Origin of the sequence: Pseudomonas sp. BNK-15, from assembly GCF_047456105.1 — a bacterium.
In the GTDB taxonomy this organism is placed as follows: domain Bacteria; phylum Pseudomonadota; class Gammaproteobacteria; order Pseudomonadales; family Pseudomonadaceae; genus Aquipseudomonas; species Aquipseudomonas putida_E.
Window position 1 is genome coordinate 821,229 of sequence record NZ_CP179898.1, and the last position, 26,159, is coordinate 847,387.

22 protein-coding genes are annotated in these 26,159 nt (G+C 62.6%); 18 read left to right on the forward strand and 4 right to left on the reverse strand.

What is annotated here, in order from left to right; genetic code table 11:
• The first annotated feature begins 23 nt into the window (after positions 1-23).
• Positions 24-431 (forward strand): YbaN family protein, encoded by a 408-nt coding sequence (locus ACMGF5_RS03705; protein ID WP_115273963.1) that lies wholly within the window; start codon positions 24-26, stop codon positions 429-431.
• On the opposite strand, the gene arcD (ACMGF5_RS03710) is transcribed toward ACMGF5_RS03705, so the two are convergent.
• On the reverse strand, positions 417-1,844 hold the full coding sequence (gene arcD / locus ACMGF5_RS03710) for an arginine-ornithine antiporter (RefSeq protein WP_046784423.1): 1,428 nt from the start codon (positions 1,842-1,844) through the stop codon (positions 417-419). The two genes, ACMGF5_RS03705 and arcD (ACMGF5_RS03710), sit on opposite strands and share 15 nt — an antisense overlap.
• A 437-nt stretch (positions 1,845-2,281) precedes the next feature.
• On the opposite strand from arcD (ACMGF5_RS03710), the gene arcD (ACMGF5_RS03715) reads away from it, so the two are divergent.
• The 12 genes from arcD (ACMGF5_RS03715) to ACMGF5_RS03770 all read left to right on the forward strand — a co-directional run bounded on the left by arcD (ACMGF5_RS03715) (position 2,282) and on the right by ACMGF5_RS03770 (position 16,607).
• On the forward strand, positions 2,282-3,709 hold the full coding sequence (gene arcD, locus ACMGF5_RS03715) for an arginine-ornithine antiporter (RefSeq protein ID WP_115273962.1): 1,428 nt from the start codon (positions 2,282-2,284) through the stop codon (positions 3,707-3,709).
• A 32-nt stretch (positions 3,710-3,741) separates the two neighbouring features.
• Entirely contained in the window at positions 3,742-4,995 is a 1,254-nt protein-coding gene (arcA, locus tag ACMGF5_RS03720; RefSeq protein ID WP_039604147.1) for an arginine deiminase, read from the forward strand.
• 68 nt (positions 4,996-5,063) lie between these two features.
• Positions 5,064-6,074, forward strand: coding sequence for an ornithine carbamoyltransferase (locus tag ACMGF5_RS03725; RefSeq protein ID WP_012316037.1), 1,011 nt, complete (start codon positions 5,064-5,066; stop codon positions 6,072-6,074).
• 143 nt (positions 6,075-6,217) lie between these two features.
• A complete protein-coding gene (gene arcC / locus ACMGF5_RS03730) occupies positions 6,218-7,147 on the forward strand; it encodes a carbamate kinase (protein ID WP_046784426.1) in 930 nt (309 codons plus the stop codon).
• A gap of 56 nt (positions 7,148-7,203) precedes the next feature.
• Positions 7,204-7,572, forward strand: coding sequence for a DUF5064 family protein (locus ACMGF5_RS03735; RefSeq protein ID WP_281870086.1), 369 nt, complete (start codon positions 7,204-7,206; stop codon positions 7,570-7,572).
• Between the two features lie 149 nt (positions 7,573-7,721).
• Entirely contained in the window at positions 7,722-9,230 is a 1,509-nt protein-coding gene (locus ACMGF5_RS03740) for a sigma-54-dependent transcriptional regulator (protein WP_119687723.1), read from the forward strand.
• 294 nt (positions 9,231-9,524) lie between these two features.
• On the forward strand, positions 9,525-9,908 hold the full coding sequence (gene gcvH / locus ACMGF5_RS03745; protein WP_039603903.1) for a glycine cleavage system protein GcvH: 384 nt from the start codon (positions 9,525-9,527) through the stop codon (positions 9,906-9,908).
• 11 nt (positions 9,909-9,919) lie between these two features.
• Complete coding sequence (gene gcvP, locus ACMGF5_RS03750; protein ID WP_119687725.1) at positions 9,920-12,775, forward strand: aminomethyl-transferring glycine dehydrogenase; 2,856 nt, start codon at positions 9,920-9,922, stop codon at positions 12,773-12,775.
• 158 nt (positions 12,776-12,933) lie between these two features.
• Positions 12,934-14,310: an L-serine ammonia-lyase gene (locus ACMGF5_RS03755; RefSeq protein WP_204918812.1), complete on the forward strand. Its 1,377-nt coding sequence runs from the start codon at positions 12,934-12,936 to the stop codon at positions 14,308-14,310.
• A 27-nt stretch (positions 14,311-14,337) separates the two neighbouring features.
• On the forward strand, positions 14,338-15,459 hold the full coding sequence (gene gcvT, locus ACMGF5_RS03760; protein WP_046784431.1) for a glycine cleavage system aminomethyltransferase GcvT: 1,122 nt from the start codon (positions 14,338-14,340) through the stop codon (positions 15,457-15,459).
• Between the two features lie 355 nt (positions 15,460-15,814).
• A complete protein-coding gene (locus ACMGF5_RS03765; protein ID WP_012316046.1) occupies positions 15,815-16,027 on the forward strand; it encodes a cold-shock protein in 213 nt (70 codons plus the stop codon).
• 91 nt (positions 16,028-16,118) lie between these two features.
• Positions 16,119-16,607 carry an RDD family protein gene (locus tag ACMGF5_RS03770; protein WP_012316047.1) on the forward strand — a complete coding sequence of 163 codons (489 nt, stop codon included), beginning with the start codon at positions 16,119-16,121 and terminating at the stop codon, positions 16,605-16,607.
• A gap of 185 nt (positions 16,608-16,792) precedes the next feature.
• Here the strand turns inward: ACMGF5_RS03770 and lptG are convergent, their stop codons facing one another.
• The gene (gene lptG, locus ACMGF5_RS03775; RefSeq protein WP_414157575.1) at positions 16,793-17,854 is read right to left on the reverse strand and encodes an LPS export ABC transporter permease LptG; all 1,062 of its coding nucleotides are present in this window, start codon (positions 17,852-17,854) and stop codon (positions 16,793-16,795) included.
• A complete protein-coding gene (lptF, locus tag ACMGF5_RS03780) occupies positions 17,847-18,962 on the reverse strand; it encodes an LPS export ABC transporter permease LptF (RefSeq protein WP_012316049.1) in 1,116 nt (371 codons plus the stop codon). Before lptF ends, lptG begins: the two co-directional genes overlap by 8 nt.
• A gap of 289 nt (positions 18,963-19,251) precedes the next feature.
• Here lptF and ACMGF5_RS03785 point away from each other — a divergent pair, with 289 nt between their 5' ends.
• The 5 genes from ACMGF5_RS03785 to rlmF all read left to right on the forward strand — a co-directional run bounded on the left by ACMGF5_RS03785 (position 19,252) and on the right by rlmF (position 25,713).
• Positions 19,252-20,745: a leucyl aminopeptidase gene (locus ACMGF5_RS03785; RefSeq protein WP_046784433.1), complete on the forward strand. Its 1,494-nt coding sequence runs from the start codon at positions 19,252-19,254 to the stop codon at positions 20,743-20,745.
• Between the two features lie 51 nt (positions 20,746-20,796).
• Positions 20,797-21,225: a DNA polymerase III subunit chi gene (locus ACMGF5_RS03790; RefSeq protein WP_115273953.1), complete on the forward strand. Its 429-nt coding sequence runs from the start codon at positions 20,797-20,799 to the stop codon at positions 21,223-21,225.
• A 5-nt stretch (positions 21,226-21,230) separates the two neighbouring features.
• Complete coding sequence (locus ACMGF5_RS03795; RefSeq protein ID WP_012316052.1) at positions 21,231-21,608, forward strand: hypothetical protein; 378 nt, start codon at positions 21,231-21,233, stop codon at positions 21,606-21,608.
• Positions 21,609-21,745: 137 nt separating this feature from the next.
• Positions 21,746-24,592, forward strand: coding sequence for a valine--tRNA ligase (locus tag ACMGF5_RS03800; RefSeq protein ID WP_414157576.1), 2,847 nt, complete (start codon positions 21,746-21,748; stop codon positions 24,590-24,592).
• A 170-nt stretch (positions 24,593-24,762) separates the two neighbouring features.
• Positions 24,763-25,713, forward strand: coding sequence for a 23S rRNA (adenine(1618)-N(6))-methyltransferase RlmF (rlmF, locus tag ACMGF5_RS03805; RefSeq protein WP_119687726.1), 951 nt, complete (start codon positions 24,763-24,765; stop codon positions 25,711-25,713).
• Positions 25,714-25,764: 51 nt separating this feature from the next.
• Here the strand turns inward: rlmF and ACMGF5_RS03810 are convergent, their stop codons facing one another.
• Positions 25,765-26,046: an HU family DNA-binding protein gene (locus ACMGF5_RS03810; RefSeq protein WP_012316055.1), complete on the reverse strand. Its 282-nt coding sequence runs from the start codon at positions 26,044-26,046 to the stop codon at positions 25,765-25,767.
• Between the last annotated feature and the right edge of the window lie 113 nt (positions 26,047-26,159).

Consider the following 26,159-nt stretch of genomic DNA (forward strand, 5'->3'; position numbering starts at 1 on the left):
GGACCGTTTTGTGCAGTGAGACCATGACCCGACCTGCCCGCTCGAAACTGTCGCGCCTGCTGTATGGCATCCTGGCTTACGTAAGCTTGGGTATCGGCCTGGTCGCCATCGTCATTCCTGGCCTGCCGACCACCGAGTTCATCCTCCTGGCTGCCTGGGCAGCGACACGCAGCTCGCCGCGCCTGTCGGCATGGCTGGAGAACCACCGGCTGTTCGGGCCTATCCTGTTCAACTGGCGCAATGGCAAGGTGATCCAGCGCCGGGCAAAGGTCAGCGCAACCCTCAGCATGCTGGTGTGCGCAGGCCTGATGCTGGCCTTCCTTGACCATCGCTGGCCGGTATTTCTGGCCATCACCGGCATGGCCCTGGGCAACCTGTGGATCTGGTCACGGCCAGAGCAGGCATGCCCGCCTGCGTCACAGGCTCAGTAGCCCTGAATACAGCGCATACGCTGCCAGGGCAGCGCCAATCAGCACCGCCGCGAAGATCAACTTCTCCCACGTGGTGAACAGCACCTGGCCTTGTTCACGCTTGGCCCGAGCGAACAGGATTACCCCAGGCGCATACAGCAATGCCGACAGCAGCAGGTACTTGAGCCCACCGGCATACAGCAGCCAAAGCGCATACACCAGCGCCACCAACGCCACCAACAGGTCCTTGCGGCGCAGCCCCTCTTGCCCGGCATAACTCTCCCCGCGCAGCGCCAAGAGCACCGCGTAGGCGGCCGACCACAGGTACGGCACCAGGATCATCGACGACGCCAGGTAGATCAGGCTGGTGTAGGTACCCGCCGAAACCAAGGTGATCAGCAAGAACCCCTGGATCATGCAGTTGGTCAGCCACAGGGCATTGGCCGGCACATGGTTGGCATTTTCCTTGGCCAAAAAGCGCGGCATGGTCTTGTCCCGTGCCGTGGCGAAGAGGATTTCGGCGCACAGCAGTGCCCACGAGAGCAAGGCGCCGAGCAGCGAAACTGCCAGGCCGATGCTGATCAGCAACGCGCCCCAGGGCCCGACGATGTGCTCAAGCACCGATGCCAGTGAGGGGTTCTGCAGCCCGGCCAGTTCCGGCTGGGTCATCACCCCCAGCGACAGCACGTTGACCAGCACCAGCAGCGCCAGTACGCCGAGAAAACCGATCACCGTGGCCTTGCCCACATCCGTGCGGCGCAGCGCCCGCCCCGAATAGACACTGGCGCCTTCGATGCCGATGAACACGAATACGGTGACCAGCATCATGTTGCGCACCTGGTCCAGCACATTACCGAACTGCGGGTTGCTAACGCCCCAGATATCCCGGGTAAAGATGTCGGCGCGGAAGGCGAAGGCGGCGATGACGATGAAGATCAGCAGCGGCACCACCTTGGCCACCGTGGTTACCTGGTTGATGAACGCCGCTTCCTTGATGCCACGCAGCACCAGAAAGTGCACCGACCACAACAGCAATGAGGCACAGCCGATGGCAATGGGCGTATTGCCCTCACCGAACACCGGGAAATAAAAGCCCAGTGTACTGAACAGCAGCACGAAGTAGCCGACGTTGCCCAGCCAGGCGCTGATCCAGTAGCCCCAGGCCGAGGAAAAGCCCATGTAATCGCCAAAACCTGCCTTGGCATAGGCATACACCCCTGAATCCAGCTCAGGCTTGCGGTTGGCCAAAGTCTGGAACACGAAGGCCAGCGCCAGCATGCCCACTGCGGTGATACCCCAGCCAATCAGCACAGCACCAACATCCGCGCGCGCCGCCATGTTCTGCGGCAACGAGAAGATGCCGCCACCAATCATCGAACCGACCACCAGTGCGATCAACGCGCCGAGGCGCAGTTTCTGTCCTGGTTCGCTCATGCGATTCCTCGTCTTTTGTGCGTGCTGTCACATCGCTGAAACAGCTTTATCTGCATATAGATACGGCTACTTATAATAGACAAAGCCATTAAAGCTATAGCACTAATAACTCTTTTGTCTATACCGGTCGCCCCAGATAAACGCTTGTCCGACGTGCAACTTTATCAACCTCGATTACCCATGGAATTTATTGAGAAAAGTTTGCGAAAACGGCAAAAGCGGCTAGCTTCAGAGTTCGCAGGCTGAACAGAGCGTTTGCTCTGGTTGTACATGGAGGTGCCAGCGCACGGGGCCTGCAACAGGGCTGTCGGCACTCTCCAGGAGTCAAGTGAAGGAAATTTCCTACTTCACAACGCCATGAACTGATCCAAGTCAGATCATGGCCCAGGCGACGGATTTATTCTGTGGTCAACTTTCTCCTGGTACGGAGTTGTTAAATGTCTGATTCTTCCGGAAAACTAAAACTCGGCGCACTCGTTGCACTCGTCGTCGGTTCGATGATTGGCGGCGGTATTTTCTCGCTGCCGCAAAACATGGCCGCCAGCGCAGGGGTTGGCGCCGTACTGATCGGCTGGGCGATCACCGCAGTCGGCATGCTGACCCTGGCTTTCGTGTTCCAGACCCTGGCCAACCGCAAACCTGATCTGGACGGCGGGGTATACGCCTACGCCAAGGCCGGCTTCGGCGACTACATGGGCTTCTCCTCGGCGTGGGGCTACTGGATCAGCGCCTGGCTGGGCAACGTCGGTTACTTCGTGCTGCTGTTCAGTACCCTGGGCTACTTCTTCCCCATCTTCGGTGAAGGCAACACCCCCGCTGCCGTCATCGGCGCCTCGGTGTTGCTGTGGGCGGTGCACTTCCTGGTACTGCGCGGCATCAAGGAAGCGGCGTTCATCAACCTGGTCACCACCGTTGCCAAGGTGGTACCGCTGGTGCTGTTCGCGCTGATCTGCGTGTTCGCCTTCCGCCTCGACATCTTCACCGCCGACATCTGGGCCACCGGCACGCCGGAGCTGGGCAGCGTGATGAACCAGGTGCGCAACATGATGCTGGTCACCGTCTGGGTGTTCATCGGCATCGAGGGTGCGAGCATCTTTTCTTCGCGGGCGGAAAAACGCGCCGATGTGGGCAAGGCCACGGTCATCGGCTTCATCACCGTGTTGCTGTTCCTGGTGCTGGTCAACGTGCTCTCGCTGGGCGTGATGACGCAACCGGAGCTGGCCAAACTGCAGAACCCGTCGATGGCTGCCGTGCTGGAACATGTGGTCGGCCACTGGGGCGCTGTACTGATCAGCGTCGGCCTGATCATCTCGCTGCTCGGCGCATTGCTGTCGTGGGTGCTGCTGTGCGCCGAGATCATGTTCGCCGCTGCGAAGGATCACACCATGCCGGAGTTCCTGCGCCGCGAGAATGCCAACCAGGTGCCGGCCAACGCCCTGTGGCTTACCAACGCCATGGTGCAGATCTTCCTGGTGATCACGCTGTTCTCCGCGAGCACCTACCTGTCACTGATCTACCTCGCCACCTCGATGATCCTGGTGCCCTACCTGTGGTCGGCAGCCTATGGCTTCCTGCTGGCCATGCGCGGTGAAACCTACGAGCAGGCTGCCAGCGAACGCAGCAAAGACCTGGTCATCGGCGCCATCGCACTGATCTACGCCATCTGGCTGCTGTATGCAGGCGGCATGAAGTACCTGCTGCTCTCCGCCCTGCTGTATGCCCCTGGCGTCATCCTGTTTGCCAAGGCCAAGCGTGAAATTGGCCAACCGATCTTCACCAACGTGGAAAAACTGATCTTCGCAGCTGTGGTCATCGGCGCCCTGGTGGCGGCCTATGGCCTGTATGACGGCTTCCTGACCCTGTGACCCACGTCTTCGCTCAATTGGAGGAAAGAACCATGTCCGCTGAAAAACAGAAGTACGGTGTGCACTCCGAAGCCGGCAAGCTGCGCAAGGTAATGGTTTGCGCCCCAGGGCTTGCGCACAAGCGCCTGACCCCGAGCAACTGCGACGAACTGCTGTTCGATGATGTGATCTGGGTCGACCAGGCCAAACGCGACCATTTCGACTTCGTCACCAAGATGCGCGAGCGCGGCGTGGATGTGCTTGAGATGCACAACCTGCTGACCGACATCGTGCAGAACAAAGACGCGCTGAAGTGGATCCTTGACCGCAAGATCACCCCTGACACCGTAGGTGTGGGCCTGACCAACGAAGTGCGCAGCTGGCTCGAAGGCCTCGAGCCGCGCCACCTGGCCGAGTTCCTGATCGGCGGTGTGGCCGGCCAGGACCTGCCGCAGAGCGAAGGCGCCGACGTGGTCAAGATGTACAACGATTACCTGGGCCACTCCAGTTTCATTCTGCCACCGCTGCCGAACACCCAGTTCACCCGCGACACCACCTGCTGGATCTATGGCGGCGTCACGCTGAACCCGATGTACTGGCCGGCGCGACGTCAGGAAACGCTGCTGACCACTGCCATCTACAAATTCCACCCGCAATTCACCGGTGCCGACTTCCAGGTCTGGTACGGCGACCCGGACAAAGACCACGGCAACGCCACCCTTGAAGGCGGTGACGTGATGCCGATCGGCAAAGGCATCGTGCTCATCGGCATGGGCGAGCGCACTTCACGCCAGGCCATCGGGCAGCTGGCGCAAAACCTGTTCGCCAAGGGCGCAGTGGAAAAGGTCATCGTCGCCGGCCTGCCGAAGTCCCGCGCTGCCATGCACCTGGATACCGTGTTCAGCTTCTGCGACCGCGACCTGGTCACGATCTTCCCCGAAGTGGTGAAAGAAATCGTGCCGTTCATCATCCGCCCGGACGAAAGCAAGCCCTACGGCATGGACGTGCGCCGCGAGAACAAGTCGTTCATCGAAGTGGTGGGCGAGCAACTGGGCGTCAAGCTGCGCGTGGTCGAGACCGGCGGCAACAGCTTCGCCGCCGAGCGCGAACAGTGGGATGACGGCAACAACGTGGTGGCGGTGGAGCCTGGCGTGGTCATCGGCTACGACCGCAACACCTACACCAACACCCTGCTGCGCAAGGCCGGCATCGAGGTCATCACCATCAGCGCCGGCGAGCTGGGCCGGGGCCGGGGCGGCGGCCACTGCATGACCTGCCCGATCGTGCGCGACCCCATCGATTACTAACGACCATTTCCCCGGCTACCCCCACAAGGCGGTGGCCGGGCCGATTACCGAACTCAAGGAGAATCACCATGGCGTTCAACATCCATAACCGCAACCTGCTCAGCCTCGAACACCACAGCACCCGCGAGCTGAAGTACCTGCTGGACCTGTCCCGCGACCTCAAGCGTGCCAAATACACCGGTACCGAACAGCAGCACCTGAAGGGCAACAATATCGCCCTGATCTTCGAGAAAACCTCGACCCGCACCCGCTGCGCCTTCGAAGTGGCCGCCTATGACCAAGGCGCCAATGTCACCTACATCGACCCCAACTCTTCGCAGATCGGCCACAAAGAAAGCATGAAAGACACCGCCCGCGTACTCGGGCGCATGTACGATGCCATCGAGTATCGCGGCTTCAAGCAGGAAATCGTCGAAGAGCTGGCCAAGTTCGCCGGGGTACCGGTGTTCAACGGCCTGACCGACGAGTACCACCCGACCCAGATGATCGCCGACGTGCTGACCATGCGTGAGCACAGCGACAAGCCGCTGCACGACATCAGCTATGCCTACCTGGGCGACGCCCGCAACAACATGGGCAACTCGCTGCTGCTGATTGGCGCCAAGCTCGGTATGGACGTGCGGATCGCTGCGCCCAAGGCGCTGTGGCCGCATGACGACCTGGTCGAGCGCTGCAAGCAGTACGCTGAGGAAAGCGGTGCACGCATCACCCTTACCGAGGACCCGAAAGCCGCAGTCAAAGGCGTGGACTTCGTGCACACCGACGTCTGGGTGTCGATGGGTGAGCCGATCGAAGCCTGGGGCGAGCGCATCAAGCAGCTCAAACCCTATCAGGTGAACACGGAACTGATGAAGTCCACCGGCAATCCGCGGACCAAATTCATGCACTGCCTGCCGGCGTTCCACAACTCCGAGACCAAGGTCGGCAAGCAGATCGCCGAACAGTATCCGGACCTGGCCAATGGCATCGAAGTGACCGACGACGTGTTCGAGTCGCCCGCCTGCATCGCCTTCGAACAGGCGGAAAACCGCATGCACACGATCAAGGCGATCCTGGTGTCGACCCTGGCTGATCTCTGATAAGCACCTCGGTAGTGTGGGAGCCGGCTTGCCGGCGATGCAGGCAACACGGTGCATGGCACCGGCTTCGCCGGTGATCGCCGGCAAGCCGGCTCCCACACAGAAACGAGGCGCTCCCCCCCATCTTCGCAAAGGACATTCCCATGCGTATCGTTGTTGCATTGGGCGGCAACGCCCTGCTGCGCCGCGGCGAGCCCATGACCGCTGACAACCAGCGTGCCAATATCCGCACCGCCACCGAGCAGATCGCCAAGATTCACCCCGGCAACGAGCTGGTCATCGCCCACGGTAACGGCCCCCAGGTTGGCTTGCTGTCATTGCAGGCGCTGTCGTACAAACCCGACGAAGCCTACCCGCTGGACGTGCTCGGTGCCGAAACCGAAGGCATGATCGGTTACATGATCGAACAGGAACTGGGTAACCTGCTGGCGTTCGAAGTGCCGTTCGCCACCCTGCTGACCCAGGTCGAAGTCGATGCAAACGATCCGGCCTTCAAGGACCCGACCAAGTTCATCGGCCCGGTCTACAGCAAGGAAGAAGCCGAACGCCTGGCCAAGGAGAAAGGCTGGGTGGTCAAAGCCGACGGCGACAAATACCGCCGCGTGGTGGCCAGCCCCAAACCCAAGCGCATCTTCGAGATCCGCCCGATCAAGTGGCTGCTGGAAAAAAACAGCATCGTGATCTGCGCAGGCGGTGGCGGCATCCCCACCATGTACGATGAAAACCGCAAGCTCAAAGGCATCGAAGCGGTCATCGACAAGGACCTGTGCTCGGCGCTTTTGGCCGAGCAACTGGAAGCCGACCTTCTGATAATCGCCACTGACGTCGATGCGGCTTACATTGACTGGGGCAAACCCACGCAAAAAGCCATTGCCCAGGCCCACCCCGACGAGCTCGAACGCCTGGGCTTCGCCGCCGGCTCCATGGGGCCGAAGGTGCAGGCCGCCAGCGATTTCGCCCGCGCCACCGGCAAGGTCGCAGTGATCAGCTCGCTGGAGAATATCGAGGACATCGTCAAAGGCACCGCCGGCACCCGTGTTTCAACGGCCACGCCAGGCATCAGCTACCGTTGAATGCAGTAGGCGGGCGCAGGCCGCCCGCCATTTTCGACCCTCCGGAGGATTCCGCCATGGCCCAGTACCAACCTGGTCACGTGCATATCGAGCGCAGTGCGCTGAACGCCAATGACCACAGCTACGACCTCAACATCGAGTACGAAGCGACTCAGGATCCCAGGGAAGGCCGAGGTATCCAGTTCCGCTTGCATGGCAGCATCGAAGGCAAACCGGTGGATGAAAAGTTTTACCTGCCCAAAGATCAGGTCTTGCCGAGCTTTTTGATGGTGCTAAGCCGCAAGGCCCAGTCACACCTGCCACCGCACAAGAAATTCGAAACGCTCGGTTCACCGCACAAGATCTACGACCAGATGTTCGAGGACATCCGCGCCAAGCTGGATGTGAAGTCCGGCGACTCGATCAAGCCTGAACATTTAGAGTGAACCCAATCGCCGGCAAGCCGGCTGCCACAGGTACCCCGCTGCCTCAGGTTCTGCGGAGTACCTGTGGCAGCCGGCTTGCCGGCGATTGGGTTTAACACTGCTCCCAAGGCATACTACTGCCCTCCCCGGCCATAACCCCCCGCCTCCCCATGCGCATCCACGTCAGCTTCATCGACCGCGTCGGCATCACCCAGGAAGTCCTCGCCCTGCTCGGTGCCCGCAACCTCAACCTGGACGCCGTAGAGATGGTCCCGCCGAACGTCTACATCGACGCTCCGACCCTCAGCCCCGCCGTTCTCGAAGAACTGCACGACGCGCTGTTCGAAGTACGTGGGGTACAGTCGGTGGACGTGGTCGATATCCTCCCTGGCCAGCGCCGCCACCTGCAGCTCGATGCCCTGCTGGCCGCCATGAGCGACCCGGTGCTGGCCGTCGACAGTGCAGGCCTGGTGCTGCTGGCCAACCCCGCGCTGATCGCCCTGTGCGGTCGTGAGTCAGCGGGGCGGTCTGTTGGCGAACTGTTCGGTGACCCCGCCCTGCTGCAGGCCCTGCTGGACAACAACTTCCACCTGCCGATGCGCGAGATGCAGCTCAACGGCCAGAGCCTGCTGCTCGATGCCACGCCCATCACCAACGCCGGCGGCCTGTTGACCCTGTACCCGCCCAACCGCATGGGCGAGCGTCTTTCGGCCCTGCACCACGACCATGCCGAAGGCTTCGATGGGCTGCTCGGCGAGTCCCCGGCCATCCGCACCCTCAAGGCCCGCGCCCTGCGCGTGGCGGCCCTGGATGCCCCACTGCTGGTACACGGCGAAACCGGCACCGGCAAGGAACTTGTGGCCCGCGCCTGCCATGCCATCAGCAGCCGCCAAGCGGCGCCTTTCCTGGCCCTCAACTGCGCCGCGCTGCCCGAGAGCCTGGCCGAGAGCGAGCTGTTCGGCTACGCCCCAGGCGCCTTCACCGGTGCCCAGCGCGGTGGCAAACCCGGGCTGATGGAGCTGGCCAACCAGGGCACGGTATTTCTCGACGAGATCGGCGAGATGTCGCCATACCTGCAGGCCAAACTGCTGCGTTTTCTCAGCGACGGAAGCTTTCGCCGTGTGGGCGGCGACCGTGAGGTGAAGGTTGATGTACGCATCATCAGCGCCACCCATCGCGACCTTGAACGCATGGTTGCCGAGGGAACGTTCCGAGAAGACCTGTTCTACCGCCTCAACGTACTCAACCTGCAAGTACCGCCCTTGCGCGACCGTGGCCAGGACATTCTGATGCTCGCGCACTACTTCATGCAGCAGGCCTGCACGCAGATCCAGCGCCCGGCCTGCCGACTGACCCCGGCCACGCACTCGGCACTATTGGCCAACCCATGGCCGGGCAACGTACGCCAGCTGCAAAACGTGATATTCCGCGCGGCGGCCATCTGTGAAAGCAACCTGGTGGATATCGGCGACCTGGACATCGCCGGCACCTCAGTGGCGCGTGGGCAGGATGGCGAGGTTGCGAGCCTGGAACAGGCGGTGGGGGATTTCGAGCGTGAACTGCTGCAACGGCTGTACGCCAGTTATCCCTCGACCCGGCAGCTGGCAGGCAGGCTACAAACATCGCATACCGCAATTGCACAGCGGTTGCGCAAGTACGGAATTGCAGGCAAGTCCTGAATTGCCTGGCATTGCCATTCCTCGCAAGGAACCGTAACGATTTAAATACAGTGTATCGAATAAGATACAGTGCCATTCCCGCCCCCGCTTGCAAGGGTTTGATCCTCCAAACCTTTTGCCAGCGCATACATCTGTAGCGTTTTCATTCCAAGAAAGAGAGTGCATTGTTACGCAAAAAACGTAACTTACTGATTTAAATGCATTTTTATCTTATGGCCGCATTTTTGCTTAGGGAAATCCAACCCAAGAGCGCGAACCCACCGCGCCCAACGCCCTGCTTCCCGAGGATTCCCCATGAGCGAGTTGCGTTTCACCGAAGATCACGAATGGCTGCGCGTCGAAGCTGACGGTAGCGTCACCGTAGGCATCACCGCCTACGCCCAGAACGCCCTTGGCGATGTGGTCTACGTGCAACTGCCGGAGTTGCAGCAATACGACAAAGGTGCCGAAGCCTCCACCGTTGAGTCGGTCAAAGCCGCCAGCGGCGTGTACATGCCTCTGAGCGGTGAAGTGGTCGCCGTCAATGACGGCCTGAACGACAGCCCTGAGCTGGTCAACGAAGACCCGCTGGGCGAAGGCTGGTTCTTCCGTTTCATTCCGGCCGACATGAATGAAGTGGCTGCCCTGCTCGACCAGGATGCCTACGACCGCCTGATCAAAGCCAACGACGACGCCTGAGGAACCCGAAGATGACCATCAACCTCGGCACCGCCAACGAATTCATCGCCCGCCACATCGGCCCACGCGCCGCAGACGAGCAGGCCATGCTGGCCACCTTGGGCTTCGACTCGCTGGAGGCCATGACCGCCGCAGTCATCCCCGACACCATCAAGGGCACCAGCGTACTGGGCGCCGAAGACGGCCAGAGCGAGGCCGATGCCCTCGCCGCGCTGAAAGCTATCGCCGGTAAAAACCAGCTGTTCAAGAACTATATCGGGCAGGGTTATTACAACACCCACACCCCGGCACCAATCCTGCGCAACCTGCTGGAAAACCCGGCCTGGTACACCGCCTACACCCCTTACCAGCCAGAAATCTCCCAAGGCCGCCTGGAAGCCTTGCTCAATTTCCAGACCTTGATCAGCGACCTGACCGGCCTGCCGATCGCCAACGCCTCCCTGCTCGACGAAGCCACCGCGGCAGCCGAGGCCATGACCTTCTGCAAGCGCCTGTCGAAGAACAAGGCCAGCCATGCCTTCTTCGCCTCGGTGCATTGCCACCCGCAGACCCTCGACGTCCTGCGTACCCGTGCCGAACCACTGGGTATCGAGATCGTGGTGGGCGACGAGCGTGAACTCGATGACGTCAGCGCCTTCTTCGGTGCACTGCTGCAATACCCGGCCAGCAATGGCGAGGTGTTCGACTACCGCGAGCTGGTGCAGCGCTTGCACGGCGCCAACGCCCTTGTCGCCGTGGCCGCCGACCTGCTGGCCCTGACGCTGCTGACCCCACCGGGCGAGTTCGAAGCAGACGTTGCCATCGGCAGCGCCCAGCGCTTTGGCGTGCCATTGGGCTTTGGCGGCCCGCACGCGGCCTACTTCGCCACCCGCGACGCATTCAAGCGTGACATGCCGGGCCGCCTGGTCGGTGTGTCGATCGACCGTTTCGGCAAGACTGCCCTGCGCCTGGCCATGCAAACCCGCGAGCAGCATATCCGCCGCGAGAAGGCCACCAGCAACATCTGCACCGCCCAGGTGCTGCTGGCCAACATTGCCAGCATGTTCGCCGTGTACCACGGCCCTGCGGGCCTCAAGCGCATCGCCGAACGCACCCACGCGCTGACCGCGATCCTCGCTGCCGGCCTGAAAACCCTCGGCGTGCAAGTGGTCGGAAAAACCGCGTTCGACACCCTGACCCTGGCCACCGGCAGCGCTACCGCAAGCCTGCACGACAAAGCACGCGCCCAGCGCATCAACCTGCGCCAGATCGACGCCGCCCACCTGGGCCTGTCGCTCGACGAAACCAGTACCCAGGCTGACGTCGAGGCGCTGTGGCAGCTGTTCGGTGGCCAACAGGCACAACCGGACTTCGCCGCCCTGGCCGCCAGCACCGGCTCGCGCCTGCCTGCCGCCCTGCTACGCCAGTCGGCCATCCTCGAACACCCGGTGTTCAACCGCTACCACAGCGAAACCGAGCTGATGCGCTATCTGCGCCGCCTGGCCGACAAGGACCTGGCGCTGGACCGCAGCATGATCCCGCTGGGCTCGTGCACCATGAAGCTCAACGCCGCCAGTGAAATGATCCCGGTGACCTGGGCCGAGTTCGGCAACCTGCACCCGTTCGCCCCGGCCGAGCAAAGCCAGGGTTACCTGCAGATGACCACCGAGCTGGAAGCCATGCTCTGCGCCGCCACCGGCTACGACGCCGTGTCGCTGCAACCCAACGCCGGCTCCCAGGGCGAATACGCGGGCCTCCTGGCCATCCGCGCCTACCACCGCAGCCGCGGCGAAAGCCATCGCGACATCTGCCTGATCCCCTCCTCGGCTCATGGCACCAACCCGGCAACCGCACACATGGCCGGTATGCGCGTCGTGGTCACCGCGTGTGACGCGCGTGGCAACGTCGATGTCGAGGACCTGCGCGCCAAGGCCATCGAGCACCGCGAGCGCCTGGCCGCGATCATGATCACCTACCCGTCGACCCACGGCGTGTTCGAAGAAGCGATCGGCGAGATCTGCGCGATCATTCACGACAACGGCGGCCAGGTGTACATCGACGGCGCCAACATGAATGCCATGGTCGGCCTGTGCGCACCGGGCAAGTTCGGCGGCGACGTCTCGCACCTGAACCTGCACAAGACCTTCTGCATTCCGCACGGCGGTGGCGGCCCAGGCGTCGGCCCGATCGGCGTCAAGTCGCACCTGGCGCCGTTCATGCCCGGCCACGCTCAGTTGCAGAACCGTGACGGGGCGGTATGCGCCGCACCGTTCGGCAGCGCCAGCATTCTGCCGATCACCTGGATGTACATCCGCATGATGGGTGGTGCCGGCCTCAAGCGTGCCTCGCAGATGGCGATCCTCAATGCCAACTACATCGCCCGCCGCCTGGAAGAGCACTATCCTGTTCTGTATACCGGCGGCAATGGCCTGGTCGCCCACGAGTGCATCCTCGACCTGCGCCCGCTCAAGGACACCAGCGGCATCAGCGTCGACGACGTGGCCAAGCGCCTGATCGACTTCGGCTTCCACGCCCCGACCATGTCCTTCCCGGTAGCCGGCACGCTGATGATCGAGCCGACCGAAAGCGAGGCCAAGGAAGAACTGGACCGCTTCTGCGATGCGATGATCCAGATCCGCGAAGAGATTCGCGCCGTGGAGAACGGTAGCCTGGACAAGGACGACAACCCGCTGAAGAACGCTCCACACACCGCTGCCGAGCTGGCTGGCGAGTGGGCCCACGGCTACAGCCGCGAACAGGCGGTGTACCCGCTGCCAAGCCTGGTGGAAGGCAAGTACTGGCCACCTGTGGGCCGGGTCGACAACGTGTTCGGCGACCGCAACCTGGTGTGCGCCTGCCCGTCGATCGAGAGCTATCAGGACGCCTGACCGCCTGGGGCCGCTTCGCGGCCCATCGCCGGCAAGCCGGCTCCAACCGGGACCGCACAGCTCTGGAGGCCTGCACTGTACCTGTAGGAGCCGGCTTGCCGGCGATGGGCTGCGCAGCAGCCCCAAAGGGTTAACCGGATATGTCAGGAGCAAGCACCATGTCACTGAGCGTCTTCGACCTGTTCAAGATCGGCATCGGCCCCTCCAGCTCCCACACGGTCGGCCCGATGCGCGCTGCCGCGCGTTTCGCCGAGGGCTTGCGCCGTGACGGCCTGCTGGCCAGCACCGCCAGCGTCAAGGCCGAGCTGTACGGCTCACTGGGTGCCACGGGCAAAGGCCATGGCAGCGACAAGGCGGTACTGCTTGGCCTGGAAGGCGAGCACCCCGATACCGTCGACACCGAAGCCATTCCCGCCCGCCTGCAGGCAATCCGTGAAAGCGGCCACCTGCACCTGCTCGGTGAACACACCATCGCCTTCGTCGAGAAGCAGCACCTGGCGATGATCCGCAAGCCTTTGGCATACCACCCCAACGGCATGATCTTCCGCGCCTTCGATGCCGCCGGCCTGCAAATCCGCAGCCGGGAGTACTACTCGGTGGGCGGCGGTTTCGTGGTCGACGAAGAGGCCGCCGGGCAAGACCGCATCGTCGAGGACAGCACCGTACTCGCCTACCCGTTCAAGACTGCCAAGCAACTACTCGGGCATTGCACCGCGCATCAGCTGTCGGTGAGCCAGGTGATGCTGGCCAACGAGGCGGCCTGGCGCCCCGAGGCCGAAACCCGTGCGGGTCTGCTGCGGATCTGGCAGGTGATGCAGGATTGCGTCGCAGCCGGCTACCGGCACGAGGGCATCCTGCCGGGCGGGCTCAAGGTCAAACGCCGGGCACCGGCACTGTACCGCCAACTCAGCCAGCACCCGGAGGCCAACCTGCGCGACGCGTTGTCGGTACTTGACTGGGTCAACCTGTATGCCTTGGCGGTCAACGAGGAAAATGCCTACGGCGGGCGCGTGGTCACTGCACCGACCAACGGTGCGGCAGGCATCGTGCCGGCAGTACTGCACTACTACATGCGCTTCGTCCCCGGCGCCAGTGAAGACGGCGTCGTGCGCTTTCTACTGACTGCCGCAGCCATTGGCATCCTGTACAAGGAAAACGCCTCGATCTCCGGGGCCGAGGTCGGCTGCCAGGGCGAAGTCGGGGTGGCCTGCTCGATGGCAGCCGGCGCCTTGTGCGAAGTGATGGGCGGCAGCGTGCAACAGGTGGAAAACGCCGCCGAAATCGGCATGGAGCACAACCTGGGGCTGACCTGCGACCCGATCGGTGGGCTGGTACAGGTGCCCTGCATCGAGCGCAACGCCATGGGCTCGGTCAAGGCCATCAATGCGGTGCGCATGGCCCTGCGTGGCGACGGGCAGCACTACGTGTCGCTCGACAAGGTCATCCGCACCATGCGCCAGACCGGCGCCGACATGAAAAGCAAATACAAGGAGACCGCCCGCGGCGGTCTGGCCGTCAACATCATTGAATGTTGACCCGACAACAAAACCAAGGAGTCATCGATGTCCGAAACACTGCACAAGACCCCGCTGCACGCCCTGCACCTAGAACTGGGCGCGCGCATGGTGCCATTCGCCGGCTTCGACATGCCGGTACAGTACCCGCTGGGCGTGCTCAAGGAGCACCTGCACACCCGTGAGCAGGCCGGCCTGTTCGATGTCTCGCACATGGGCCAGATCATCCTGCGCGGCAAGGATGCCGCACAAGCCCTGGAAAGCCTGGTGCCAGTGGATATCATCGACCTGCCGGTGGGCATGCAGCGCTATGCCATGTTCACCAACGAGCAAGGTGGCATCCTCGACGACCTGATGGTTGCCAACCTGGGCGACGACACGCTGTTCCTGGTGGTCAACGCCGCCTGCAAGGAGCAGGATCTGGCCCACCTGCAGCAGCATATCGGTGACCGTTGCCAGATTCAGCCACTGTTCGAGGAACGTGCCCTGCTCGCCCTGCAAGGCCCGGCCGCAGTCACCGTGCTCGCGCGCCTGGCCCCGGAAGTGGCCGGCATGACCTTCATGCAGTTGCGCCCAGTCACCCTGCTGGGCGAAGACTGCTTCGTCAGCCGTTCGGGGTACACCGGCGAAGACGGTTATGAGATCTCGGTACCGGCCAAGGCTGCCGAAGCCCTGGCCAGACGCCTGCTGGCCGAGCCTGAAGTGCAGCCGATCGGCCTGGGCGCACGCGACTCTCTGCGCCTGGAAGCTGGCCTGTGCCTGTATGGCCACGACATGGACACCGCCACCACGCCGGTCGAGGCCAGCCTGCTCTGGGCCGTGTCCAAGGTCCGCCGCGCCGACGGTGCGCGCGCTGGCGGCTTCCCCGGGGCCGAGGTGATCTTTGCCCAGCAGCAAGCCGGCGTGGCCCGCAAGCGTGTTGGCCTGCTGCCACAGGAACGTACGCCCGTGCGTGAAGGCGCAGAGATTGTCGATGCAGCTGACAAGCCCGTGGGTAAAGTCAGCAGTGGTGGCTTCGGCCCGACACTTGGCGCACCGGTTGCTATGGGTTATGTCGATATCGAACATGGCGCGCTGGACACTCCGCTGTTTGCCCTGGTGCGCGGCAAGAAGGTTGCCCTGAAAGTCAGCAAAACGCCTTTTGTGGCGCAACGTTACTATCGCGGTTGAACGCGGTACATGAGGTTTGCGAGCAGGTCGACTTATTCGTTTTCGAACCTGCCCCATAACTTATGAACATGGCGCCAGGCCAGGCGCCATGCCGTTTGCGATGAATTGTTCAGTTATCGAAAAAAGCCCGATTTTCCAGCTGACCAAGGGCTTGTTTTTTTCTCGGGAGTTGGCGTAGAGTCATTGCACTGTGTTTGCATGGGTCGCAACAGTTCGTGACCTGGGCCAGTAGCCGCAATCTGCTACAACCCGTTGGACGTGACTTACTTTCCTGCAACCCAGCCCAGTACTCTTTCACTCTTGATAACGTGAAAGTAACTGTCATTAAAATTTAAGCTTCATAGGAAATAAGACAATGGCTGAGCGTCAGAACGGTACCGTCAAGTGGTTCAATGACGAGAAAGGTTACGGCTTCATCACCCCAGAAAGCGGTGCTGATCTGTTCGTGCACTTCCGTGCCATCGAGGGCAACGGCTTCAAGAGCCTGAAAGAAGGCCAGAAGGTTACCTTCGAAGCAGTTCAGGGCCAAAAAGGCCTGCAAGCTGACAAGGTTCAAGTCCTCGGCTAAGCCGGTCGCGACTTCGAAGAAAGCCCCTGCCCAGTGCAGGGGTTTTTTTTTGCCCGTAGAATGGCGGCTTCGCCATTCGGAGCTGTCCTGCATGCCCAAGCCTCTGCTCTCACCCCAAGGTGACTTTCCGCCGGTCGGCCTGGGCCGGCGCCTGGCGGCGATGTTCTACGACTTCCTGTTGTGTACGGCCCTGCTGATCGTCACCGCAGGGGCCTACAAGATGATCCAGATGGCGATCATCGGCGAGGCACGCATGCGCGAGCTGACCGAGGCTGGTGCGCTGGACGGCGACCCGCTGCTATCGACGATCCTGCTGTTTGCGCTGTTCGGTTTCTTTGCCAAGTTCTGGACCCACGGCGGGCAGACCCTGGGCATGCAGGTATGGGGCGTGCGCGTGCAAAACCTTGATGGCAGCGCAATCAGCCTGTGGCAGGCGCTGCTGCGCTTTATCGTGTCGATCGCCTCATGGCTGTGCCTGGGGCTGGGGTTCTTCTGGTCGCTGATCGACAAGCGCAAGCGCGGCTGGCATGACATTTATTCGCAGACACAGCTGGTGCGGGTACCGAAACAGAAGAAATAAGCCAGTCAGTTGGCGTTGTCTGGGCTGCTTTGCAGCCCATCGCCGGCAGGCCAGCTCCCACTGGGACCGCGCAATTGCTGAGGTCTGCGCTGTACCTGTGGGAGCCTGTTTGCCGGCGATGGGCCGCAAAACGATTACCTGACTGGTATTAACCCTGAGGTCGGGTTTCTCGTGTCATCAGGCCATCATCCCGCCCGGCGCAGCAACCATAAGCCGGCCAGTGCACACACACCGGCCGGGATCACCACCGCCAACAGCGGCGGGAAGCCGAACACCTGGCTCGAAGGGCCAAGCAGGTCGCCGGCAATACGGAATACAAAGCCCACCAGCACGCCAGTGAACACGCGCTGGCCGAGGGTCACCGAACGCAGCGGCCCGAAGATGAACGAAATCGCCATCAGGACCAACGCCGCGGTCACCGCCGGCTGCAGCACCTTGGTCCAGAATGCCAGCCAGTAACGGGCATTGTTCAGGCCCTGGTCGGACAGGTAATGGATGTAGTCCCACAGCCCGGTGATCGACAGCGACTCCGGGGCCAGCACCACGGTATTGAGCAGTTGTGGGGTCACCGAGACATCCCAGCGTTCTTCCGAGCTCTTCACCACTTCGGTGTGATCGCCACGGAAGTAGGTGGTGCTGACATCGCTGAGTACCCAATGATCGCTCTCATAACGCGCCCGGCGCGCGAAACTCGACGTGACGATCTTGCGCTCGTCGTCGAAGCGGTAGCGGGTCACACCCAGCAACAGGCCATTGGGCTGTACCGAGTTGATATGCACGAACTCATCACCCTGGCGGTGCCACATGCCGCGCTTGGAGCTCTGCGCCTCACCGCCGCCCTGGGCCAGGGAACGGTCGGCCTGGGCCTTGTTCTCGCTGAGTGGCGCCACGTACTCGCCAATCAGCAGGCCGACCAGCATCAGCACCAGCATCGGCTTCATCACCGCCCAGACGATGCGCCCGATGGAAACCCCGGCGGCACGCATGATGGTCAGTTCGCTGCTGCTGGCCAGGCTGCCCAGGCCGATCAGGCAGCCGATCAGTGCCGCCATCGGCAACATGTCGTAGAGCCGGCGGGGCGCTGTAAGAAGCGTGAACCAGCCAGCATCCATGACGGTATAGGTATCGCTCAGGTCGCTCATTTCGTCGATGAAGGCGAACAACGAAGCCAGGCCCAGAATGATGCCCAGTACGGCCAGGATGGCCATCAGCACGCTCTGGCCGATGTAGCGGTCGAGTTTAACCATGGGCCACCTCCGCACGACGGGCGGCACGCTTGAGCCGTAGCGGCTCCCAGTACATCAGGCCCAGGCCGATGAGCAGGAACAGGCCATGCACCCACCACATGCCCAGGGCGATCGGCAGCTTGCCTTTCTCCAGAGCGCCACGTACGGAAATCAGCATCGTCAGGTAGGCCATGTACAGAAGAATCGCCGGCAGCAGCTTGAGGAAGCGGCCCTGGCGTGGATTGACCCGGGACAGCGGCACTGCCAGCAGGGTCACGATGAATACCAGGATCGGCAAGGAGATGCGCCATTGCAGCTCGGCACGTTCGCGTAGCCCGGCATTGCCGATCAGTTGGGAGGTAGGAATGGCTTCACGCTCGGTCACTTCCTCGCTGACTTCAGGCTTGGGCAACAGCACCCCGTAGGTGTCGTACTTGATGGCCCGGTAATCGGCCTGGCCAGGGTTGCCGTCATAGCGGTAGCCATTCTGCAACACCAGATAGCGATTGCCGTCGGCCTGCACTTCCTGATGGCCCTTTTCGGCTACCAGCACGGACGGTGCACGGTCCTTGGTCTTGTCCTGGTTGAAGCGCTTCTCGGAGATGAACACACCGGTGAGGTTGCTGCGATCATCGGTCAGCTCCTCGGTGTAGGTCACCCGCGAACCGTCGCGCAGGGTCTGGAAGCGGCCCGGCACCAAGGTATCGAACTCGGTCAGGGCATCCTGCTGGCCAATGATCTGCTGCACCTGGGCAACGCCCAGTGGCGCCAGGCTCAGGCTCAGCCAGGCCACCAGCAAGGCGACCAGCGCTGCAGGTGCCATGGTCAGGCCGAGCAGGCGTTGCTGGCTCATGCCGGTGGCCGACAGCACGGTCATCTCGCTTTCCAGATACAGCCGGCCATAGGCCAGAAGGATGCCGAGGAACAGCCCCAATGGCAGGATCAGTTGCAAGAAACCGGGCAGGCGGAAGCCCATGATCAGGAACAGCACGCTCGGGTCGAGCACGCCCTGGGCCGCCTGGGCCAGGTACTTGATGAAACGCCCGCTCATGATGATCACCAGCAGCACTGCGCTGACGGCGCTCAAGGTCACCAGGACCTCGCGGGAGAGATAACGAAAGACGATCAAACCAGACACTCCTGGGTTGTCAGGGGCGGACTGCCAAACAAAGGCTTACGACAGCCAAGACCAATGCCGGTTCGCCGGGGGCGAACCTCCTTGTAAAGTGCGCGCATTATCCTGTGATTGGCCGCGCCTGTCACTTGGCCGCGCATCAAGGCTGACAACGGGGTTGTCAGCACGCTTGCCGCAGGCTCAAACTGGCAGCTTTTCCACTGGCCCGCGACCACGCGGCCAGGCCCGCCCAGAGCGCAAGAACTCAAAGCGCCAACTGCACAGATCATTCGGGGACCCTGACATGGAACTGGTTGTAAAAAGCGTAGCTGCTGCATCCGTAAAAACCGCCACCCTGGTCGTACCGGTCGGCGAAGGGCGCAAGCTCGGCGCCGTTGCCAAAGCTGTCGACCTGGCCACCGACGGTGCCATCAGTGCCGTGCTCAAGCGTGGCGACCTGGCCGGCAAGCCAGGCCAGACGCTGCTGCTGCAAAACCTGCCTGGCCTCAAGGCCGAGCGCGTACTGCTGGTGGGCAGCGGCAAGGACGAAGCCCTTGGTGACCGCGCCTGGCGCAAACTGGTCACCAGCGTTGCCGGCGTGCTGAAAGGCCTCAACGGCAGCGACGCGGTACTGGCACTGGACGACATCGCCGTCAGCAACCGTGATGCCCACTACGGCAAATACCGCCTGCTGGCCGAAACCCTGCTCGATGGCGAATACGTGTTCGACCGTTTCAAGAGCCAGAAAGCCGAGCCACGCGCGCTGAAAAAGATCACCCTGCTGGCCGACAAGGCCGGCCTGGCCGAAGTGGAGCGCGCGGCACACCACGCCACCGCCATCGCCACCGGCATGGCCTTCACCCGCGACCTGGGCAACCTGCCGCCGAACCTCTGCCACCCGAGCTACCTGGCCGAGCAGGCCAAGGAGCTGGGCAAGGCTCACAAAGGCCTCAAGGTCGAAGTGTTCGACGAGAAGAAGATCAAGGACCTGGGCATGGGCGCGTTCTACGCGGTCGGCCAGGGCAGCGAACAGCCGCCACGCCTGATCGTCCTGCAATACCAGGGCGCCAAGAAGAGCGACAAACCGTTCGTGCTGGTCGGTAAAGGCATCACCTTCGACACCGGCGGCATCAGCCTCAAGCCAGGTGCCGGCATGGACGAAATGAAGTACGACATGTGCGGCGCCGCCAGCGTGTTCGGCACCCTGCGCGCCGTGCTCGAGCTGAAGCTGCCGATCAACCTGGTATGCATCCTGGCCTGCGCCGAGAACATGCCGAGCGGCAACGCCACCCGGCCGGGCGACATCGTCACCACCATGAGCGGGCAGACCGTTGAAATCCTCAATACCGACGCCGAAGGCCGCCTGGTGCTGTGCGATGCACTGACCTACGCCGAACGTTTCAAGCCACAAGCGGTGATCGACATCGCGACCCTGACCGGCGCTTGCATCGTTGCCCTGGGCAGCCACACCGCAGGCCTGCTGGGCAACAACGACGAGCTGATCGGCCAGTTGCTCGACGCCGGCAAGCGCGCCGACGACCGCGCCTGGCAGCTGCCGCTGTTCGATGAGTACCAGGAGCAGCTGGACAGCCCGTTCGCCGACATCGCCAACATCGGTGGGCCGAAGGCCGGCACCATCACCGCCGCCTGCTTCCTGTCGCGGTTCGCCAAAGCCTACAACTGGGCGCACCTGGACATCGCCGGCACCGCCTGGGTCAGCGGGGGCAAGGACAAGGGCGCCACCGGCCGCCCGGTTCCGCTGCTGACCCAGTACCTGCTCGACCGCGCCAGCGCCTGATGCCGTGAGGCCGGTGATGCCCCAAGGCGTCACCGGCCGGCAGAGCGAACCATGAGTAAAGTCGATTTCTACATCCTGCCCACCGACTCGCTGTCGGCACGGCTGGATTTCGCCTGCAAGCTGTGCGAAAAGGCCTGGCGCCTCGGCCACCGGGTCTACCTGCATTGCCAGGACGCCGAACAGCGCAGCGAGCTGGACCAACGCCTGTGGCGCTTCAAGGGCGAAGCGTTCGTACCCCACGACCTGGCGGAGGCACATGCCGACGCCACAGTGGCCTTGGGTGTGTCCGACAACGCCGGCGAGCATCGGGACCTTCTGATAAACCTGGGCGCTGATGTGCCCGGCTTTGTCGGGCAATTCGAGCGGGTTGCCGAAATCGTTGTCGAGCAAGCGGATATCCGCCAATCGGCCCGCGAACGATTCCGTTTCTACCGCGAACAGGGCTATGCTCTGCAAGACCACCGCTTACAGCGACTTTGACGACGATGGACAAGCCTTCCGCCCTACCCGATTCCGCCCATCTGCTCGACGACCTCGAGTCGATTCGCCAGTTGCTGGGCGACGCCGACCTGCAACCACCGCTGCTCACCGAGACGGTGGAACAGATTCCGCTGCTACTCGACACCCCGGCCGGCAACACCCTGCCAGCACCTGAACCGGCTGCCGCACCCGCCGAAGCAGAACCCGAAGAAGACCCGCAGACCCGCCGCCAGGACACACTGCTGCACCTGGAGGCCGAGCTACGCGCCGCAGCGCAATTGATCATGCAGGACGTGATCAACGACTTCACCCCGCATATCGAAACCGAGATCAAGCGCCGGCTCGATGCGCGTATCGAGCGGCTGATCAAGCGTTCTGAATAAGCCTGACAAACGCGGCGCACTCTTCGCGGATTTACCCCGCGAAGAGTGCCCATAGGTCTTGCAGCTTGTCGCTTGAAGCTCGCAGCTCCGTTATACTTCCCGGCTTTCCCGAATAAATGCACAGGGTCCCGCCGCGCATGGATAAGACCTACCAGCCGCACGCCATCGAAACTTCCTGGTACAACACCTGGGAGTCCGAAAACTATTTCGCTCCACAAGGTGCAGGTGAGTCCTACACCATCATGATCCCGCCACCGAACGTGACGGGCAGCCTGCACATGGGCCACGGTTTCAACAACGCGATCATGGACGCCCTGATCCGTTTCCGTCGCATGCAGGGCCGCGACACCTTGTGGCAGCCGGGTACCGACCACGCCGGTATCGCCACCCAGATGCTGGTCGAGCGCCAGCTCGAAGCCAAGGGCCAGAACCGTCACGACCTTGGCCGTGACGCCTTCCTGGACAAGGTCTGGGAATGGAAAGAGCAGTCTGGCGGCAACATCAGCCGGCAGATCCGTCGCCTGGGCTCGTCGGTAGACTGGAGCCGCGAACGCTTCACCATGGATGACGGCCTGTCCGAAGCGGTCAAGGAAGCCTTCGTGCGCCTGCACGAAGACGGCCTGATCTACCGTGGCAAGCGCCTGGTCAACTGGGACACCAAGCTGCACACGGCCATCTCCGACCTCGAAGTGGAAAACCATGACGAGAAAGGCCACCTGTGGAACCTGCGTTACCCGCTGGCCGACGGTGCCAGAACTGCCGACGGCCAGGATTACCTGGTGGTTGCCACCACCCGCCCGGAAACCCTGCTGGGTGACGCTGCGGTAGCGGTCAACCCGAACGATGAGCGCTACCAGGCACTGATCGGCAAGTTCGTCGAGCTGCCGCTGGTCGGCCGTCGCATCCCGATCATCGCCGATGACTACTGCGACCCCGAGTTCGGCACCGGCTGCGTGAAGATCACCCCGGCCCACGACTTCAATGACTATGAAGTCGGCAAGCGCCACAACCTGCCGCTGCTCAACATCTTCGACAAGAACGCCCTGGTGCTGCCCGCCGCCCAGGCATTCAACCTCGATGGCAGCGTCAATGAGCAAGCGGATACCCGCCTGCCCGCCGAGTACGCCGGCCTAGACCGCTTCGTCGCGCGCAAGCAGATCGTCGCCGACCTGGACGCTCAGGGGCTGCTGGTCAGCATCGACGACCACGCTTTGAAAGTACCAAAGGGCGACCGCTCCGGCACCATCATCGAGCCATGGCTGACCGACCAGTGGTACGTTTCCACCAAGCCGCTGGCCGAACCTGCGATTGCCGCCGTTGAAGATGGCCGCATCCAGTTCGTGCCCAAGCAGTACGAAAACATGTACTTCTCCTGGATGCGCGACATCCAGGATTGGTGCATCAGCCGTCAGCTGTGGTGGGGCCACCGGATCCCGGCGTGGTACGACGAGGCCGGCCAGGTCTATGTCGGCCGCAACGAAGCCGAAGTGCGCGCCAAGCACAACCTGGGCGCCGACGTGGTACTGCGCCAGGACGACGACGTGCTCGACACCTGGTTCAGCTCGGGGCTGTGGACCTTCTCCACCCTCGGCTGGCCGGAGCAGACCGAATTCCTCAAGAAATTCCACTCCACCGACGTGCTGGTCACAGGCTTTGACATCATCTTCTTCTGGGTTGCCCGGATGATCATGCTGACCATGCACCTGATCAAGAACGAGGATGGCACGCCGCAGGTCCCGTTCAAGACCGTGTACGTGCACGGCCTGGTACGTGACGGCCAGGGCCAGAAGATGTCCAAGTCCAAGGGCAACGTGCTCGACCCGCTGGACATCGTTGACGGCATCACCCTGGACGCCCTGCTGGAAAAACGCACCAGCGGCATGATGCAGCCCAAGCTGGCCGAGAAAATCGCCAAGCAGACCAAGGCCGAGTTCCCGGAAGGCATTGCCAGCTACGGCACCGACGCCCTGCGCTTCACCTTCTGCTCGCTGGCCTCCACGGGCCGCGACATCAAGTTCGACATGGGCCGCGTCGAAGGCTATCGCAACTTCTGCAACAAGATCTGGAACGCCGCCCGCTATGTGCTGGACAAAGGCGAGGACTGCGGCCAGAACGGCGAAGCCTATGAACTGTCGCTGGCCGACCGCTGGATCATCTCGCAGCTGCAGCGCACCGAAGCCGAAGTGACCCGCCAGCTCGAGCAGTTCCGTTTCGACCTGGCCAGCCAGGCCCTGTACGAGTTCATCTGGAACCAGTACTGCGACTGGTATCTGGAACTGTCCAAGCCGGTACTGTGGGACGAAAACGCTCCGGTAGAGCGCGCCCGCGGCACCCGTCGCACCCTGGTGCGCGTGCTGGAAGTGGCGCTGCGCCTGGCTCATCCGTTCATGCCGTTCATCACCGAAGAAATCTGGCAGCGCATCGCGCCGCTGGCAGGCATCGACGGCAAGACCATCATGCTGCAGCCGTGGCCAGTGGCCAACGAAAGCCGCATCGATACCGCCGCCGAAGGCGATATCGAATGGCTCAAGGAGCTGATGGTCGGCCTGCGTAACATCCGCGCCGAAATGAACATCGGCCCGGGCAAGCCCCTGCCACTGTTCCTGAAGAACGCCAACGCCGACGACCAGCGCCGCCTGCAGGAAAACGAAGCCCTGCTCAAGAAGCTGGCCAAGGTCGAGTCGTTCACCGTGCTCGGCGAGGCCGACGAAGCGCCGCTGTCGGCCACCGCACTGGTGGGCGATCTGCAGGTGCTGGTGCCGATGGCCGGCCTGATCGACAAGGACGCCGAGCTGGCTCGCCTGAACAAGGAAATCCAGCGCCTGCAAGGTGAAGTGCAACGCGTCGGCGGCAAGCTGTCGAACGCCGCCTTCGTCGACAAGGCACCGCCTGCGGTGATCGAGAAGGAGCGCGCCAAGCTGGCCGAGTCCGAGCAGGCCCTGGCCAACTTCACCGAGCAGCATGCGCGGATCGCTGCGCTGTAACAGTTACATCGCTGACTGACCGGCGGGGGCTTCGCCCCCGATCGCGACACAGGGCCGCCCCTACAGATTCGATGCCGGATTCAACGGCACCGCTTCCTGTAGGAGCGGCCTTGTGTCGCGAAAGGGCCGCACAGCGGCCCCAGGCCAGCGATGCCCATTTGGATTCAAGCATGACCCAGAAACCCACCCTGCACCCGCGCAACCGCCATCAGGGGCGCTACGACTTCCCCAGCCTGATCAAGGCCCACCCGGACCTGGCCCGTTTCACCATCACCAACCCCCACGGCAAACCCAGCATCGACTTCGCCAACCCCGAAGCCGTGCGGGTGTTCAACCGCGCCTTGCTCAAGGCCCAGTACGGCATCCAGCACTGGGACATTCCCGCCGATTACCTGTGCCCGCCGATACCCGGCCGCGCCGACTATATCCACGTCGCCGCCGACCTGTTGGCCGAGGACAACGCTGGCGAAGTGCCCAAAGGCGCTCAGGTGCGCGCCCTGGACATTGGCGTGGGTGCCAACTGCATCTACCCGCTGCTCGGCCACAGCGATTACCGCTGGCGCTTCCTCGGCTCGGACATCGACCCGGTGGCACTGGCCTCGGCCAAGGCGATCGTCCAGGCCAACAACCTGAGCAAAGCCATCGCACTACGTCAGCAGAACAACGCCAAGCTCATTCTCGGCAGCCTGCTCGAGGAAGACGAACGCTTCGACCTGACCTTGTGCAACCCGCCCTTCCACGCCTCACGCGAGGAAGCCACCCGTGGCAGCCAGCGCAAGTGGAAGAACCTCGGCAAACAGGACCCCAAGCGCAAGCTGCCCGTGCTCAACTTCGGCGGGCAGAACAACGAGCTGTGGTGTGAAGGTGGCGAGATCCGCTTCGTCAGCCAGCTGGTTGGCGAAAGCGTGCAGTACGCTTTGCAAGTGCTGTGGTTCACCAGCCTGGTGTCCAAGGCCGGCAACCTGCCCGGCATCGAAGCGGCGCTGAAAAAGGCCGGCGCCAAGGCCGTACGGATCGTTGAGATGGGCCAGGGGCAGAAACAGAGCCGTATGGTCGCATGGAGCTTCCACGACCATGGCCAACGCCAGGCCTGGAACGAGCGACGCAAATCACAGGCATGAAAAAACCGCGCCCGGGCAAGCCGGGCGCGGTTTGGTCAATGCATCAACGAATTACTTGTTGATAGCGTCGGTCAGCGACTTGGCCGGCACGAACTTGACGACTTTCTTGGCAGCGATTTCGATGGCGGCGCCAGTCGAAGGGTTGCGGCCGGTACGGGCAGGACGCTCGGAGACTTTCAGCTTGCCGATGCCTGGCAGGGTGATTTCAGCGCCGTTTTCCAGCTGGTCGGCAACGATCTGGCCCAGTTGCTCCAGAGCGTTTTTGGCGGTGGCTTTCGGCTGAGCGATCGACTCGGCGATATCGGCAATCAGTTGGTCTTTGGTCAATGCCATGGTGGTGTTCCTTCCCTATCAAATTCAGTGGTTATGCAGCGCTCTACGACGTTATCGGGCCAGCCCCTGAAGTTTGGAGGGCCGCGCCAATCGGGCATGTAGATGCGTAAATC